This is a genomic window from Rhodococcus sp. BP22 (genome assembly GCF_014281965.1).
Lineage (GTDB): Bacteria > Actinomycetota > Actinomycetes > Mycobacteriales > Mycobacteriaceae > Rhodococcoides.
The window spans coordinates 28,325-45,349 of sequence record NZ_JACFTB010000010.1 but is presented as its reverse complement, the minus strand read 5'-3'; the positions used below and the strand labels follow the sequence as shown (position 1 = coordinate 45,349).

Genomic DNA, 17,025 nt, shown 5'->3' with positions numbered 1-17,025 from the left:
CCTGCGTCCCCAATGGGCGCCTCGAGTCCAACCATACCTACCTACGCCGCATCCAAACCGACCATCGGTCACCGAAATCGGCGACCAAAGTCCCTCACATCGGTGTAGTTGTCCTGCCGTGCCACTTGCTGAGTTCAGGTCTGATGGAGGTCCAGCACCAGGATGAAGGAGACTCGCGATGGGTTTACTCCCGACAGTCGTCGGAGTCGACGGATCATCCGCGTCACTGGACGCAGTTCGATGGGCAGTGCTCGACGCCGAACTACACAATTCCGATCTCACAGTGGTGTCTTCGGTCCCCTTGCCGGGTGGATTGACCGGCATCCGTATCCTGCCCGAACCCGCGACTGCGCAATTGAGGGGCGAGACGAGACGGATTCTGGACGAGGCGCTCACGGCGGCCGAGCGAGCCACGACGGGTGCGCGAACGATCGGCATCGACGCATGCCTATCGGATCGACCTGCGGTGAGCACGCTACTGGAGTTGTCTGCAACGTCCAGGATGATCGTCATCGGCACCAGCGGTCTCGGAGGAACCGATCGCCGAACGCTCGGGTCGATCAGTTTCGCGCTCAGCACCCACGCCCACTGTCCTGTCACCATCGTGCGCGCCTGGCCCGACGATGATCGGGTGCAGGCTGCGGACGCCGTAGTCGTCGGAGTCGACGGAACGATGGCGAGCGATGCTGCAGTGGCACTGGCGTTCGAGGAGGCCGCTGTGCGAAGAGCTCCACTCACCGCGGTCCACGCGTGGTCCGATGCGGATCTATCGATAGGAATTCCGGTTCGCGGGCTCGAGTGGCCGATGAACAAGCCCCCTACCGAGGATGCTTTGACGCGGATTCTGGACAAATACTCGCGCCAATACCCGTCGGTGTCCGTCCGACGTGTGGTGGTCAGAGACCGACCAGTGCATGCCCTTCTCGATCATGCGCAGGGGGCGCAACTATTGGTGGTAGGCAGCCATGGTCGCGGCGGATTCAGCGGAATGATGCTCGGCTCCACCAGCAGATCGGTGTTGGGACGCGCATTCTGCCCGGTCGCCATCGTGCCGTCGACGGGCCGTTCCGTGGCGAGAGCGGAGACCCGAGAGACGACGACCGCGAGTTGTCCGTGAGACCGACATGCCCCACTCGATCCTGCTCGTATACCCGGAACGGAAAAAGATTTCACGATGACCCACGCGATCGAAGTCAGAGAAGTCAGCAAAAGCTACGGTGGGAAGCTCGTGATCGACAAGCTCTCCTTCGTCGTCGAGTCCGGCGCAGTGACAGGGTTTCTCGGCCCTAACGGCTCGGGTAAGTCCACTACCATGCGACTGATCGTCGGGCTCGATCATCCCAGTCACGGCAGTGCATATTTGAACGGTGTGGAATACGCCGACCTTGCCATGCCGCTACGCGAAGTAGGCACCCTCTTGGACTCCGAGGCTGTTCATCCAGGCAGATCTGCCTACAACCATCTTCTCTATCTTGCTCAGACACAATTGATTTCGCCAACTCGTGTAAACGAGGTGCTCGATATCGTCGGTCTGCGTGAGGTCAAGAACGGCCGAGCAGGATCGTTCTCGCTCGGCATGCGCAAGAGGCTGGGTATCGCAGCGGCACTGTTGGGTGATCCTTCCATCTTGATCTTGGACGAACCGGTCAACGGGTTGGATCCAGACGGCACACGCTGGGTCCGCGAACTGATGAAGAAGCTCGCAAGCGAGGGCAGAACCGTGTTCGTCTCCAGCCATTTGATGAGCGAAATGGCCCAGACCGCACATAATCTCATCGTCATCGACCACGGAAAATTGATTGCCCAGTGCACTGTGAAAGAGCTGATAGCGCGACAAAGTGAAGCATCGGTACTGGTGCGATGCTCCGATTCGAGCGGGCTCACCGAGTGGATCGAGACTGCGGGCGGTCAGACCGGTACCAGCGATGACAACGCGCTGCATGTGCGTGGACTCTCTGCACACCGCATCGGTCAACTGGCCGACGAACACCACATAGCGATCTACGAACTCACGCCGCAAGAAGCGTCACTGGAGGAAGCGTTCATGTCTCTCACTCACCCCACAGCGTCGACGCATGACCGATCACTTTTATCGACCATCACAGAGGGCAGCCCGGCATGAGCGTCTCAGCACCCCTGACTCCAACGACGACCGTCGTTGCACCACAACGTAGCTCGAACACTGTCGGATTGGTGAAATCCGAGTGGACGAAGTTCGTTTCACTGCGTTCGACAATCTGGTCCCTGACGCTGCTGGTGATCGTCACCGTGGGCTTCACTGCCTTTTTCACGTGGTTCACCGTTGCCTACTGGGACAATGTCGATCCGCTGGCGCAGCTCCAGATAGAGGCCGACCCGGCCCGCCAGATCCTGGGTGCCGGGTTCCAGCTCGGACAGCTGGCCGTTTGCGTCCTCGGCGTTCTGATCGTGACCAGCGAGTACGCAAGCGGAACGATCAGGGCAAGCCTCTTGGCGATCCCCAAGCGAATTCCCCTTCTGGCAGCCAAATCCGGTGTGTTCATGGTCGTGATCTTCATTGTCGGTGAGATCGCGGCCTTCCCAGCGTTCTTCATCGGATCGGCTCTGATGAGTTCGCGTGCATCAGTATCTCTTGGAGATCCGGGCGTCTTGCGAGCAGTGATCGGTGCGGGACTGTACCTCTCGTTGCTGGGTGTCATGGCGATAGCAATCGGCGCACTCGTTCGTCATACCGCCGGAGCCATCACCGGTGTGATCGGTTTCGTTCTCGTGTTGGCACCACTGGCGCAACTGTTACCCGGCACAATCGGTCGGCATGTTGCTGCCTATCTTCCCTCGCAGGCCGGCAGCTTGATCGCCTCACCGCAGCAGGCCCCCGGTGACCTGCTCTCCCCGTGGCAGGGCTTCGGGGTCGCGGCGATCTGGACGGTACTGCTGATCGGTCTCGCCGCATATATGCTCCGGCGCCGGGATGCGTAGATAGTCCAGGCACCGGGGCCGCAACTCACATTCGCAATGATCCCGTGGGGATCGACCTGTTGTGGCTTCCGCTCCGGCCTGATTCGAATGCCGATCAAAGCGGCACCAACCAACTGATCGCGTACTACTCTGCGCCCATGCGCATTCCGAGACGACTTCGCATCGCAACAGCATTGATGCTGACATGGATACTCGCACCCGCAATCTTGCTGCCGTTCACACTGACACCATCAGCCGTTGCCGCACCGTCGTCGTTCTCGCTCGGCGACGAATTTCTGTGGGGTGTATCCACCGCAGGTTTCCAGGCCGAGGGGTCGTCGCCGGACAGCAATTGGTCTCGATACTCCGCTTCGGACCAAGCCGAAGACAAGGTCGGCAGCGCCGTCGATTTCCGACACCGCTATGCCGAAGACATCGACAACGCAGCGAAACTCGGGGTCTCGGTCTTCCGATTCAGTATCGAATGGGCCCGCGTACAGCCGGCTCCCGGCATCTGGGACGAGAAAGAGTTTCAATACTACGACGACGTCGTCGCACAGATCCGCGCGCGTGGAATGCGCCCGATGATCACCCTCGATCACTGGGTGTACCCAGGCTGGGTCGCCGACCAGGGCGGTTGGTCCAACCAGAAGACCGTCGAGGATTGGTTGAACAACGCAGCACGGGTGATCGACCGGTATTCCGCACACGATGCACTGTGGATCACGATCAACGAACCGACCGCGTACATCATCAAAGAGCTGACCTTCGGCGGCATCACTGCCGCGCAAGCTCCACAGATGATGGACCGGCTCGTCCAGGTTCACCGAGCGGCGTTCGACATGATCCATGCCAAGGACCCGGAAGCGCCGGTCAGTAGCAACCTGTCTTTCATCCCGACGGTCGCCGGACTGTTCGACGCCACGTTCGTCGATCGCGTTCGCGACAAAATGGACTATCTCGGACTCGACTACTACTACGGGCTTTCAGTCGACAATCTCACCGCCGCCTACGCCATCTTCGACGAGTTCTACAACGTCGTTCCGCAACCGGACGGCCTGTACCACGCACTGATCTATTACAAGAACAAGTTCCCCGGGCTTCCGATCTACATCGTCGAGAACGGTATGCCTACCGACAACGGTCAGGCCCGGCCGGACGGATACACCCGTTCCGATCACCTCGGTGACCACATCTATTGGCTCGAGCGTGCCCGTAGCGAAGGCGCCGAGGTGATCGGTTACAACTACTGGTCCATTACCGACAATTACGAATGGGGCACCTACCGTCCACGTTTCGGTCTTTACACGGTGGACGTGAAGACCGACCCTTCACTGACGCGGCGGCCCACCGAAGCGGTGGACACCTACCGTCGGATCATCGCCGACAACGGTGTACCCGCGAGCTACACCCCGGCGCGGCCACCCGCCTTCTGTTCCCTGGTGACCGTGCCACAGAGCTGCATCGACCCGCCGTAGCCACGGCTATATCCTGCCCTGGACAACAACCCTCGGCGCGTGCGGTTGTGTCATTTCCCAATACGGACGAGAGTTCTGTGGGTAGGTTCGGAATGTATGCCGCACCAGCCGCCATAGCAGTCTGGGTTCAAGCCGTCTGACGGCTGACGCCTTTCACGCAGTCCGCAACCCGCCGGAAAGTCGGACGATCCGAAGCGGAAGTGATCCAGGCTCGAGGGAGCGATACGGCAACCGGGAACAGACCCATTCCGAATGAGGTCCCGGCGTGGGTACCACCGTGCCCGGTACGCATCGACGAGAGGCAGACATGACGACCAACAGTTTCGGTGCCCGCGGCCAGCTGAGCGTGGATGAGAAAACCTACGAGATTCACCGAATCGACCAGATCGCAGGGGCCGGGCGCCTGCCCTACAGCCTCAAGATCCTCCTGGAGAATCTCCTGCGGAACGAGGATGGACGTCTGGTCACTGCCCAACACATCGAGGCCCTTGCCGGATGGGACGCGGGCTCCGAGGCCAATTCGGAGATCCAGTACACCCCGGCGCGGGTGCTCATGCAGGACTTCACCGGTGTCCCCTGCGTGGTGGACCTGGTAGCCATGCGCGACGCTATGACCGAACTCGGCGGCGATCCACGAAAGATCAATCCACTGATTCCCGCGGAACTCGTGATCGACCATTCGGTGATTGCCGACGTGTTTGCGCGCCGGGACGCCTTCGGAGTCAACGCCGAACTGGAATTCGAACGCAACCAGGAGCGCTACCAACTACTGCGCTGGGGACAGCAGTCCTTCGACGACTTCCTCGTCGTTCCTCCAGACACCGGCATCTGCCACCAGGTGAACCTCGAATACCTGGCTCGGGTGGTCTTCACCCGTGAGGGACCCCGCGGACCCCAGGCCTATCCCGACACGCTGGTCGGCACGGACTCCCATACCCCCATGGTCAACGGTCTCGGCGTCCTCGGCTGGGGCGTCGGCGGGATCGAAGCCGAGGCGGCCATGCTGGGGCAGCCCATGAGCATGCTGATCCCACAGGTGGTCGGGCTCAAACTCACGGGCGACCTACCCGAGGGCACCACCGCCACCGACCTGGTGCTCACCGTTGCCGAACTATTACGGAAAATCCGCGTGGTGGGGAAGTTCGTCGACTTCTTCGGCCCCGGTGTCGGCAACGTCCCCTTGGCTACTCGGGCCACCCTGGGCAATATGAGCCCGGAGTACGGCTCGACGGCCTCCATCTTTCCGATCGACGACGAAACACTGAACTACCTGCGACTGACCGGCCGCGAGGACCACCAGATCCGCTTGGTCGAGGCGTATGCCCGCGAGCAAGGCCTGTGGCACGACCCCGACCATGTCCCCGAATACAGCCAGATAGTGGAACTGGACCTGTCGACCGTCACCCCGTCGATCGCCGGCCCGAAAAGGCCACAGGACCGTATCCCCCTGGCCGTAGCGTCCCAGGTCATTCACCGCCTCCTGGCCGGCCAGTCGCAAGACGACGCCGTCGCCGGTGGCCTCGACTCTGCGGGGGAAGAATCCTTTCCCGCCAGTGACCCGGTGGCCATCAGCACACGGATCCCCCGCGACGATCCGCCGCGAATCCACGACCACGACGACGATCCCGATCTCGACGAGTGGCCGTCCAACCCGGCCGAGTTGGTGCTCGGCGGACAACAGACCAGCATCGACAACGGTGCCGTGGTCATCGCAGCCATTACTTCCTGCACCAACACCTCCAATCCATCGGTGATGATCGGAGCGGCACTGCTGGCAAAGAAGGCCGTCGAGCGCGGCCTCTCCAGCAAGCCCTGGGTGAAGACCACCTTGGCTCCCGGCTCCCGCGTCGTCACCGACTACTACGAACGTTCCGGACTGACACCGTATTTGGAAAAGCTCGGTTTCGACCTGGTCGGCTATGGCTGCACCACTTGCATCGGCAACTCGGGGCCACTCATCCCAGAGGTCAGCGCCGCCGTCGAGAAGAAGAACCTCACGGTGGCTTCGGTCCTGTCGGGCAACCGGAACTTCGAGGGCCGCATCCATTCCGAGGTCCAGATGAACTTCCTGGCCTCGCCGCCCTTGGTCATTGCCTATGCGCTCGCCGGAACCATGCATACCGACATGCTCAACGACCCGCTGGGATACGATACCCAAGGTCAGCCGGTATTCCTGCGGGACATTTGGCCGACAACGGCCGAAATCAAGACAGTGGTCGACGCGAACCTCGAAGCGTCGATGTTCACCCAGGGGTACGCCGATGTCTACCACGGCGACGAAAACTGGCGCGGCATGTCCATCCCCGACGGGGATCAGTTCGCATGGCAATCAGACTCCACCTACATTCAACGTCCACCCTATTTCGACGACATGCCGGTCGATCCGGCACCGCTGAAGGACATTTCGGGAGCCCGTGTACTCGCCTACCTCGGGGATTCGGTGACGACCGACCACATCTCCCCGGCCGGAGCCATCAGGGCGGATTCCCCTGCGGGCCAATATCTTCAAGGGTTAGGCGTCGCCCCCGCCGACTTCAATTCCTACGGTTCGCGCCGCGGCAACCACCACGTCATGATCCGCGGGACCTTCGCCAATGTCCGGCTACGCAACCAACTCGTCCCTGGGGTCGAAGGCGGAGTCACCCGGCACCTGCCCGACGGTGAACGCCAGAGCATCTTCGACGCGGCCACCGCCTATGCCGCCGAAGGAGTACCACTGATCGTGCTGGCAGGATCCGACTACGGCTCGGGTTCCTCACGCGACTGGGCCGCGAAAGGCACCACACTACTAGGCGTCAAGGCAGTCCTGGCCGTCTCCTACGAGCGAATTCACCGATCGAATCTCATTGGCATGGGCGTGCTACCACTCCAGTTCCGCGACGGGGAAAGCGCAGAATCTCATGGGCTGACCGGCGAGGAAAGCTATTCCATCGTCGGTATCGAGGGGGCCGATCCGCTCCCGCGGGAGGTCACCGTAAGCGTCGACGACGGCGAGCGCAGCCGTTCGATCTCCGCGCTGGTACGCATCGATACTCCCGCAGAGGAGGCTTACTACATCCACGGCGGCATCCTGCCTTACGTTCTGCGTCAGCTGCTTTCGTCATGATCGCGCACGGCCTGGAACAGGGACGCGCCCGGACGCTGCGCTCCTCCGTCGTCTTGCATGCGGCCATGGCCGTCGGCGGGCTGATCATGGTGCTCTTTCTGATTGCCCATATGTACGGCAACCTGAAGGTCTTCGCCGGTAAAGAGGCCTTCGACGGGTATTCGGCGTATCTGCGCACGATCCTCGAACCCCTGCTGCCGTACTCGGGAGCTCTGTGGATCCTTCGAGTGATCCTGCTGATCAGCGTCGGCACACATATCTACGCTGCATTCGTACTGTGGCACCGATCCCGCAAAGCCACTGCCGGGGGTGGTGGGTGGAGGTACGAGAGCACGCAGAACAGGCGGGGCGTGCAGCGCACGTACGCCTCGTTCACCATGAGGTGGGGCGGGGTGACGATCGGGCTTTTCATCATCTATCACCTGTTGCACCTGACCGCGAACTACATCCATCCCGGCGGCGCATCGGAAAGCCCCTATGAGCGCATGGTCAATGGCTTTTCGATCTGGTGGGTGGTGCTTTCCTATGCCATTGCCCTCATTGCGCTGGGTTTCCATCTGCGGCATGGCATTTGGAGTGCTTTTGCCTCACTGGGCGCCAATACCGGCGTCGCGAGGCGTCGCCACCTCAATCAACTGGCGTATCTGATCACCGTCGTGGTCATCGGCGGGTTCTTGGTGCCGCCGCTGTGCATTCTGTTCGGATGGGTGGGGCCGTGAACGAGTACTTTGCCGAAGGCGACACACTGCACGACTCCAAGGATCCCGGAGGTCCGCTCACCGAACGCTGGGACAAACGTCGCTTCGAGGCCAAGCTGGTCAGCCCCACCAACCGGCGCAAACTTTCCGTACTGATCATCGGAACAGGGTTGGCCGGAGGATCGGCGGCGGCCACCCTCGGCGAAGCCGGCTACAACGTCAAGGTTTTCTGCTATCAGGACAGTGCCCGCCGGGCCCACAGCATCGCCGCCCAGGGTGGAATCAACGCTGCAAAGGACTACCGCAACGACGGCGACAGCATCCAGCGACTGTTCTACGACACCGTCAAAGGCGGTGACTATCGCTCGCGTGAATCCAACGTCTATCGGCTCGCACAGGTGAGCGCGGCGATCATCGATCAGGCTGTAGCACAGGGAGTTCCATTCGCCCGGGAGTATGGAGGATTGTTGGACACCCGTTCCTTCGGCGGCGTGCAGGTATCCCGGACGTTCTATGCGCGCGGACAAACCGGCCAACAATTGCTGCTGGGCGCCTATCAAGCACTGGAACGCCAAATCGGCGCAGGAACAGTGGAACTGAACACCCGGCACGAGATGCTGGACCTCATCGTCATCGACGGCAAGGCCCGCGGCGTCGTGGTGCGCGACATGGTCACCGGGGAGTTCGAGACGCATCTGGCGGACGCCGTCGTGCTGGCCAGCGGCGGCTACGGCAACGTCTACTACCTATCAACCAATGCCATGGGCTGCAACGTCACCGCCAGCTGGCGCGCTCACCGCAGGGGAGCCTATTTCGCGAATCCCTGTTACACGCAAATTCATCCCACTTGCATCCCGGTCAGCGGCGAACATCAGTCCAAGCTCACCCTGATGAGCGAATCCCTGCGTAACGACGGGCGGATCTGGGTGCCGGACGCGGCCGGGGACGACCGGGCGCCGGCGGACATTCCAGAGTCGGAACGGGACTATTACCTGGAGCGGGCCTACCCGGCGTTCGGCAACCTCGTACCTCGCGACGTGGCATCGCGAGCCGCCAAGAACCAATGCGACCAAGGGCGCGGCGTGGGTCCCAATGGACTCGGGGTCTACCTCGACTTCGCGGACGCCATCGAGCGCCTGGGCAAACCTGCCATCGAGGAAAAGTACGGGAACCTCTTCGACATGTACTTCAAGATCACCGACGAGGACCCGTACAACGTGCCGATGCGCATCTATCCGGCAATCCATTACACGATGGGCGGCCTGTGGGTGGACTACGACCTGCAGAGCACCATCCCCGGACTCTTCGTCATCGGTGAGGCGAACTTTTCCGACCACGGCGCCAACCGACTCGGTGCCAGCGCCCTGATGCAGGGCCTGGCCGACGGTTACTTCGTCCTACCCGGCACCATCAACGATTACCTCGCCCGCAATCCGCTACCCGACAATGTGGATGCCTCGCACCCCTCCGTCGTCGAGGCAGTCCAAGCAGTGCGCGATCGAACGGCGAAGTTGCTGTCCGTCAACGGAACCCGATCCGTCGACTCTTTTCACCGGGAACTCGGCGGCATCGTGTGGGAACACTGCGGCATGGAACGCAATGCCGAAGGACTCACCCGCGCGATCGCGGAAATTCGTTCACTGCGCGATTCCTTCTGGTCCGACGTGTTGGTCACCGGGACCAACGAGGAGCTCAACCAGGCCCTGGAGCGCGCGGGCCGGGTCGCGGATTTCTTCGAACTGGCCGAACTGATGTGCATCGATGCACTGCACCGCGAGGAATCGTGCGGGGCTCACTTCCGCACCGAAAGCCAAACGGACGACGGCGAAGCGCTCCGACGGGATGGCGAGTTCTCCTACGTCGCCGGGTGGGAATTCGGCGGGGACGGTTCCCCGCCGGTGCTGCACCGCGAGCACCTCGAATTCGAGAACATCAAGGTCCAGCAGAGGAGCTACACATGAACATCACGCTGCGCGTGTGGCGCCAAAAGGACCGCGACAGTGTCGGCAAAATGGTGTTGTACGAGGTGGCCGACATCTCCGCCGACATGTCGTTCTTGGAGATGCTCGACGTCCTGAACGAAGACCTCACGCACCGCGGCGGAGAACCTGTTGCTTTCGATCACGACTGCCGCGAGGGCATCTGCGGCATGTGCTCGCTGGTGATCAACGGCCTGGCCCACGGCCCCGAGGCGCTGACCACCACCTGTCAGCTCTACATGCGCCACTTCGACGACGGCCAGGTGATCGACATCGAGCCATGGCGCTCAACGTCTTTCCCCATCCTCCGGGACCTCGTCGTAGACCGTAGTGCGCTGGACCGCATCATCGAAGCGGGCGGTTATATCAGTGCCCCGACGGGGTCTGCACCCGATGCGAACGCAACGTCGGTATCGAGGAAGGACGCCGAGCGCGCCTTCGACGCCGCAGCCTGCATAGGTTGCGGGGCGTGCGTGGCCGCGTGTCCCAACGGTTCGGCCTCACTGTTTCTCGGTGCCAAGCTGACCCACCTCGGATCGTTGCCCCAGGGACAGCCCGAACGGGAGCGTCGTGCGCTGGCCATGGTGCGCCAACACGACGCTGAGGGCTTCGGTGGCTGTACTCAGATCGGCGAGTGCACTGCAGTGTGCCCGGCAGGCATCCCGTTGGACATGATTTCCCAACTCAATCACGATGTCCTAGCCGGGATCTCCCACAACAAGCACCGGTAAGAGCGCACCACTCACTTTCGCAGCCCACGTTGTCCGGGACGGGTTAGGGTAAGTCGCATGGCTATTGAGGCGTCGAATACATTGGCTGACCTGGTTGTCGAGGACAGTCGCCGCGCGAGGGTTTTGGAGGGATTCGGCCTCGACTACTGCTGCGATGGCCACCGATCCCTCTCCGATGCAACAGTCGAGGCCGGACTCGACTTGGAAGAAGTGCGGGAGGCACTCGACCTTCCTGAGGCCAGCGCTCAGAAGACGCCGATGTCGCGGAAGTCGGCTGATCTCGCCCACGACATCGTCGACACCCACCACGCGTACATGTGGGAGGAGATGCCGCGGCTGCAGGCGCTCGTAGAAAAGGTGCATCGGGTCCACGGCGACCGGCATCCCGAGTTGGCCCGGGTGAACGAGCTCTACACCCAAGCGGTTACCGAGCTCGATCCACACATGACCAGGGAAGAGCGCTCTGTCTTTCCCGCGATAGCCCGAATGGAAAAGACAGGGATCCCCGGCGTCTCCGGGGCACTCGCGGCCGACATCGAGACACTGGTGCAGGAGCACACGGTGGTCGGCGACCTGTTCAAGGAGATCAACGCCGTGACCGGGGCCTACGCAATGCCGGAAGACGGCTGTGGCTCGTACCGGGCGATGCTTGACGGGCTCCAGGAGATGGAGCTCGATCTGCACGAGCACATTCACAAGGAGAACTACATCCTCTTCCCGAATGCGCTCGAATTCGAGCGAACCGTCACCGGAAATTGATTCGTCATGTCGATGGATGAAGTCAGGGACGCGTATGACGCGAACGCAGAAGACGTGTTGGAAATGCTTGGTTCGGAGGTGTCCACTGCAGACCCGGACCGGGCCGTCATCGAGCCGTGGGCCGACACGGTCGAGGGCCGAATTCTCGACGTGGGTTCCGGCACCGGTCGCTGGGCTGGCCACCTGGCGGGTCTCGGCCACGATATCGACGGGCTGGAGCCCGTCGAGCGACTTGTAGATCTCGCTCGCACAGCCCACCCCGCAGTAACGTTCCGGCTCGGTGCAATCGACGACCTCGCCGGCTCGGATGACCGGTGGGCGGGCATTCTTGCCTGGTACTCGCTCATCCATCTGGGGCCCGACGACCTTCCGGAGGCGCTCGCAACCCTCCGCTCGGTGCTCGAAGACGACGGCACCATGCTCATGTCGTTCTTCTCGGGCTCGCGCCTCGAACCGTTCGATCACCCGGTGACCACCGCATATCGATGGCCGTTGCCGGACATGGCCCGTGCCCTGAACCGGGCCGGGTTCGAGGTGATCAGCGAACGCTGGGATGGGCCGGCACCCCACGCAATCATGCTGGTACGCGCTTAGTTTCGGTCGTCGATGGCAGTGGCCGGTCGCCTCATTCGTGCTTCGGTTCCCGCGCGATGATCAACGGGCATTCGACGCGATGCGACAGCGACCGACTGGTCGATCCCAACAACAGGCCACTGAAACCGCCTCTTCCTCTGGAGCCGACGACGACGGTCTGCGCACTTTTGGAGAGTTCGAGAATTTTGCTCACGGCACTGCCATGCTCCACGACTCGATCTACGTGCACGTCCGGGTACTGCTCCTGCCATCCTGCGAGACTTTCCGACATGACGACCCATCCCGCTGCTTCCTGTGCGGAGGACATTGCATCTTTGTCGCTGTCGGAGTGGATCTTCCACAATCCAATGTCCTCGGCCCAGGTGTGTACGGCGACCAAGCCGGTGCCACGAAGTGATGCCTCTTCGAAGGCAACACCTACTGCCCTACTACTGGCACTCGATCCGTCGACACCGAGGACAACGGGTCCTTCGCGCTCTCCGGTCTGCGGGATTCCGCTGATGATCGCGACGGGGCATTCCGCTCGCTCGGACACAGCAGCACTGACCGAGCCGAGCAATTCTGCGAAATACTCACCGTTTCCCCGCGTACCCACCACTATCATTCGTGCAGAGGCAGATCGCTCGAGCAGAGTCGGAATCGCTGCGCCTACAATCACTTCGGTGGTTATCGACAAAGCGTTCGCATCCTTGGCTGCGGCCTTGGCGATGGTCGACGCCGACTCCAGACCCTTGTTCACTTCCAGTCTCATCGGTGGACCGAGCTGAGGTGGCATGGCGGCGAAAGTCGTATAAACATCGGTGATCTGGTAAGTAGAAACCAGGGTCAACGATGCGCCACGCAGTTCCGCCGCACGCGTTGCCCAGCGGACGGCATCGAACGAAGCATTCGAGCCGTCGACACCTACGACAATGGGGCCGTTCTTATCCATATTTACTCCTCTGACAACGGTCGAACTACGGAACTACGAGTACTGGACATTGCGCTCGGTGGATCAGACTCTGGCTCACGGAACCGAGAATTGCCGACGACAGGCGTCCTCTTCCACGACTACCGACCGCGATGACCTGAGCCGAAGCGGACATCGTGCCGAGTTCACGTGCCACCGAAGCGCCTACCGATCGAACCTCAACCACCACAGTCGGATACTCACTCTTGTACGGATCGACGATGTCCTGCAGCCACTTCCGTTCAGCGTCTCGCTGGTGCTGCCGATCCACCGAGGTCCCGTAATCGAGCTCGTCTGCATCCTCGACGGCCCCCACGTGCACTGTGACGAGGTCGGCGCCCAAGGTGCGTGCCAGATCGAAAGCTGCTGCCAAAGCGCGCCGGGACGGCTGCGACCCGTCGACACCCACCACTATCGGTCGAGTCGGGTCCGCGCTCTCGTCGCGACTTTTGCGCCACACCAACACTGGACACACTGCCGCGTTGACCAGCTCGATGATGGAATGTCCGAAAATCAGATCACGGAGCGGACCTGTTCGACTGCCGCCGAGGATCAGCAATCTGGAGTCCGTCGAAATGGACTCGATCAGGTCGGTCGCCGCGCCACCGGTGATAGAACACTCGACCTCGATCTCGGGATCGAGGTCGCGGATGATCAGAGCCGCATCGTCGAGAAATTTCTTTCCTACCCGACGCAGTTCCGATTCGAGCTGAGCGCCGGCAATGAGCACTGCAGGGTCGAACCACTTGCCGACATCAGGAAGTGCATGAACGAGTCGGATCGAAGAGTGCACATGCTGGGCAAGTCTCACTGCCCATTCGACGGCGCTACGGTCGTCGTCCGACCCATCTACGCATACAACGATGCTGCCCTCGTAGGCAGACGGTACTTCTTCGGTCTTCAAGGCTCTCCGTTTGTCGAATCCAGTGCTATCGACGAGTCTGGACCACTTCTTCTCACAAGAACAGAGGACAAGGTCCTTACTGCGCCGGGTACCTCGTCACCCACCGTTGCGTGTGGTCTACCGAAGTCGATGAACCACTCATCGTTCGAGGACCGAAGTCCCTATACGCGCCGGCGGCAGACGTTCACAGTGATGTCTACGTACAACGGCCTCTGGACGCAACAGCGTCGAAGTCCAGGTCTCGAGGAGAAGGAACACCGTAATGCGCGTCCTGATTGCAACTTCGAGCCGGCACGGTTCGACACGTGAGATCGGACAGTGGCTTTCGTCCTCGCTGACCGATGCCCTACAGAATTCGGGTGTTTCGGCGACAGTGGAGGTCAGCGACGCAGCTGACGTGGACAGCATCGCCGAATACGATGCGGCGATCATCGGCAGCGCCGTATACATGGGCCGTTGGTTGCGCGGTGCTCGATCTCTCGTCGCGCGCCAACAACCCGAACTCGAAACACGCCCGGTGTGGTTGTTCTCCAGCGGACCCATCGGCGCCGCCGGTAAGCCCTCGGCACCATCAGCCATGGACAAGGCATCGTGGGCGGTCGAGCACCGCGTCTTCGGGGGAAAGTTCGACCTGTCGACGCTTTCCTGGTTCGAGAGACTCGTAGTGCGGCTCATTCGAGCCGATGAGGGAGACGACCGATCACGCGACGAGATCGAGGGGTGGGCGCGCTCGATCGGCGCGACACTGGCCGAGTCCGAGCCGACGGTTCCGACACTCCCGTGACACCTCCCGTTCTTCGACGGTCCGCCCGATGTCTGCTGGGATTCGTGCCGGTTGTCGGATGAACCTGCGTAGAAGTGAAGTCGCAACCGTAGAAGCGAGGCTATGCTCGATGCACTATGCCCGATGGTCGACGGAGCGATCGTGAGAACTCTGTGAACGCAACGCACAAGCCCCCCTCGACGACGGTCTGGACGAACACGGTGTTGACCGAAATCGTCGTCGGCGTCGATGGGTCGGAATCCTCCCGAGGCGCACTCGTGTGGGCGGCCGGGTTGGCACACGACGTCAAGGCAAGAATTCGGATCGTTCACGCACTGCCACAGCGAGAATCGGCAAACAGGGTGACGCGAGAACTGCGCGCATCCAAACCGCGACTCCTCGGCAAACGCCTTCTCCGGTCATCCCGCAACGAAGTCGATCGTATCGATCCCGACATCGCAGTCGACACAGTCCTGACCGACGATCCCATCGCATCGTTCCTGGGCGCGCTTTCGCACACCGCAGATTTGATCGTGATCGGAGGCACTCCTTCGAGTCCTGTTCGAGATGTGGTCTTCGGCCACCATGCAACTCGCATAGTCGCCGACGCTCAATGCCCAGTCGTCGTGTGGCGGCCGCATGCCGTCGCCCCCGCTGTGACCTCCCAGCCAGTCGTCGTCGGTGTCGACAACTCCGACTCTTCGCACGGCGCAATCCTCGGCGCATTCTGGTTCGCCGACACCTTGCAGGCTCCGCTCATGGCCCTCCACATGGTTTCATCAGGGAGCCATAGACCGGCGACGACGGTAGATGCAGACGCACAGGAACCGAAAGCGGGATCTCTTGCTTGGCTGGGGTCTCGTGTGAGGGCGACCTCCGAGCGTCATCCCTCGGTCGAGTTTCACCTGCATTGTCTCGAGGCATCGGCAGACCACGAGTTACGCAGGGCGTCCGAAACAGCGCGCCTCGTCGTCGTCGGGAGCCGGGGGCTCGGTCCAGTGGCGGGTTCGATCCGCGGCTCGGTCGGGCAATCGCTCGTACACAGTTCGCACTGTCCGATTCTGGTGGTGCGCTGAGTGAAGGCCTGGAGGGTCACCGAACAGGGCAGCGTAGACGGTAGTCCCCTGCAGTTGGTCGATGAGCACATGCCTCGACCGACGTCCGGCGAGTTACTGATATCTGTCCAAGCGTGCGGCGTATGCCGAACCGACCTCCACGTCGTCGAAGGCGACCTTCCAATTCATCGGCCGCATGTAGTGCCCGGCCACGAAATCGTAGGCACGGTAACCGAGGTCGGGGGCAACACCGAGACCGACTTCAGCGTGGGTGACATCGTCGGAATTCCATGGCTCCGTCATACCTGTGGCAAATGTCGATTTTGTGTGAGTGGTCGCGAAAATCTTTGCAAGGCATCGCTGTACACCGGATGGGATCACAACGGCGGGTTCGCAGAGCACGCAGTGGTGCCAGCCGACTACGCCTTGGCACTACCGACCGGGTACAGCACCGTAGAACTGGCACCATTGCTGTGCGCAGGGATCATCGGATACAGCGCCCTGCGTAGAGCCGAACTCCCGCCGTCGGGGAAGCTCGGTCTGTACGGTTTCGGCGCGAGCGCACACATAGTCGCGCAGCTGGCGCAGGCCGACGGCGCTACCGTGCACGTCATGACTCGGGACCTCGGTGCCCGACAGCTCGCACTGAAGATGGGGCTCGCGTCGGCACAGGACACCTTCGATTCACCACCGGAGAAGCTCGACGCCGCCATTGTTTTCGCGCCTATCGGTGAGGCTGTTCCGACGGCATTGGAAGCCGTCGACTCCGGGGGTACAGTCGTACTGGCAGGCATTCACATGACAGACATTCCGCGACTGAACTACAACCGGCATCTGTTCCACGAAAAGCGACTGCTGAGCGTCGAAGCGAATACGCGGGCCGATGCTCGACAATTCCTCGAACGCTGCCAGAGAACGCGCCTGAGGATCGAAACTACGGTCTACCCTTTCGACCGCGCGCTGTCCGCCTTGCGGGATCTCCGCCACGGCCGTTTTGCCGGCGCTGCAGTCATCACATTCTGACGCCGTCGTTTGTAGTGCACCACGGCCTGAACACCTTCGGCCGCACACT

General features: G+C 61.6%; 15 protein-coding genes. 13 read left to right on the top strand and 2 right to left on the bottom strand.

Features of this window, described 5'->3' with window-relative positions; translation table 11 throughout:
- Positions 1-178 precede the first annotated feature (178 nt).
- From H2510_RS19355 to H2510_RS19310, 10 genes are all read left to right on the top strand, one after another.
- Complete coding sequence (locus H2510_RS19355; protein ID WP_186629918.1) at positions 179-1,117, top strand: universal stress protein; 939 nt, start codon at positions 179-181, stop codon at positions 1,115-1,117.
- A 57-nt stretch (positions 1,118-1,174) separates the two neighbouring features.
- Positions 1,175-2,122, top strand: coding sequence for an ABC transporter ATP-binding protein (locus tag H2510_RS19350; RefSeq protein ID WP_186629917.1), 948 nt, complete (start codon positions 1,175-1,177; stop codon positions 2,120-2,122).
- Complete coding sequence (locus tag H2510_RS19345; protein WP_186629916.1) at positions 2,119-2,958, top strand: ABC transporter permease; 840 nt, start codon at positions 2,119-2,121, stop codon at positions 2,956-2,958. Before H2510_RS19350 ends, H2510_RS19345 begins: the two co-directional genes overlap by 4 nt.
- A gap of 137 nt (positions 2,959-3,095) precedes the next feature.
- Positions 3,096-4,415: a family 1 glycosylhydrolase gene (locus tag H2510_RS19340; protein WP_186629915.1), complete on the top strand. Its 1,320-nt coding sequence runs from the start codon at positions 3,096-3,098 to the stop codon at positions 4,413-4,415.
- A 307-nt stretch (positions 4,416-4,722) separates the two neighbouring features.
- Positions 4,723-7,521, top strand: coding sequence for an aconitate hydratase (locus tag H2510_RS19335; RefSeq protein ID WP_186629914.1), 2,799 nt, complete (start codon positions 4,723-4,725; stop codon positions 7,519-7,521).
- The gene (locus H2510_RS19330) at positions 7,518-8,240 is read left to right on the top strand and encodes a succinate dehydrogenase cytochrome b subunit (RefSeq protein ID WP_186629913.1); all 723 of its coding nucleotides are present in this window, start codon (positions 7,518-7,520) and stop codon (positions 8,238-8,240) included. Before H2510_RS19335 ends, H2510_RS19330 begins: the two co-directional genes overlap by 4 nt.
- The gene (locus tag H2510_RS19325; protein WP_186629912.1) at positions 8,225-10,180 is read left to right on the top strand and encodes a fumarate reductase/succinate dehydrogenase flavoprotein subunit; all 1,956 of its coding nucleotides are present in this window, start codon (positions 8,225-8,227) and stop codon (positions 10,178-10,180) included. The genes H2510_RS19330 and H2510_RS19325 overlap by 16 nt, the downstream gene beginning before the upstream one ends.
- Positions 10,177-10,929: a succinate dehydrogenase/fumarate reductase iron-sulfur subunit gene (locus H2510_RS19320; RefSeq protein ID WP_186629911.1), complete on the top strand. Its 753-nt coding sequence runs from the start codon at positions 10,177-10,179 to the stop codon at positions 10,927-10,929. The genes H2510_RS19325 and H2510_RS19320 overlap by 4 nt, the downstream gene beginning before the upstream one ends.
- A gap of 57 nt (positions 10,930-10,986) precedes the next feature.
- Positions 10,987-11,688: an iron-sulfur cluster repair di-iron protein gene (gene ric, locus H2510_RS19315; protein ID WP_186629910.1), complete on the top strand. Its 702-nt coding sequence runs from the start codon at positions 10,987-10,989 to the stop codon at positions 11,686-11,688.
- Between the two features lie 6 nt (positions 11,689-11,694).
- Complete coding sequence (locus H2510_RS19310) at positions 11,695-12,282, top strand: bifunctional 2-polyprenyl-6-hydroxyphenol methylase/3-demethylubiquinol 3-O-methyltransferase UbiG (protein ID WP_222438940.1); 588 nt, start codon at positions 11,695-11,697, stop codon at positions 12,280-12,282.
- A 31-nt stretch (positions 12,283-12,313) separates the two neighbouring features.
- Here the strand turns inward: H2510_RS19310 and H2510_RS19305 are convergent, their stop codons facing one another.
- Both H2510_RS19305 and H2510_RS19300 read right to left on the bottom strand, forming a co-directional pair.
- Complete coding sequence (locus H2510_RS19305) at positions 12,314-13,213, bottom strand: universal stress protein (RefSeq protein ID WP_186629909.1); 900 nt, start codon at positions 13,211-13,213, stop codon at positions 12,314-12,316.
- A 25-nt stretch (positions 13,214-13,238) separates the two neighbouring features.
- Entirely contained in the window at positions 13,239-14,135 is an 897-nt protein-coding gene (locus H2510_RS19300; RefSeq protein ID WP_186629908.1) for a universal stress protein, read from the bottom strand.
- 262 nt (positions 14,136-14,397) lie between these two features.
- Here H2510_RS19300 and H2510_RS19295 point away from each other — a divergent pair, with 262 nt between their 5' ends.
- The 3 genes from H2510_RS19295 to H2510_RS19285 all read left to right on the top strand — a co-directional run bounded on the left by H2510_RS19295 (position 14,398) and on the right by H2510_RS19285 (position 16,976).
- Positions 14,398-14,919, top strand: a complete 522-nt coding sequence (locus H2510_RS19295) for a flavodoxin domain-containing protein (RefSeq protein WP_186629907.1) — start codon at positions 14,398-14,400, stop codon at positions 14,917-14,919.
- A gap of 152 nt (positions 14,920-15,071) precedes the next feature.
- Entirely contained in the window at positions 15,072-15,974 is a 903-nt protein-coding gene (locus H2510_RS19290; protein ID WP_186629906.1) for a universal stress protein, read from the top strand.
- The gene (locus tag H2510_RS19285) at positions 15,975-16,976 is read left to right on the top strand and encodes a zinc-binding alcohol dehydrogenase family protein (protein ID WP_186629905.1); all 1,002 of its coding nucleotides are present in this window, start codon (positions 15,975-15,977) and stop codon (positions 16,974-16,976) included.
- Positions 16,977-17,025: the final 49 nt, after the last annotated feature.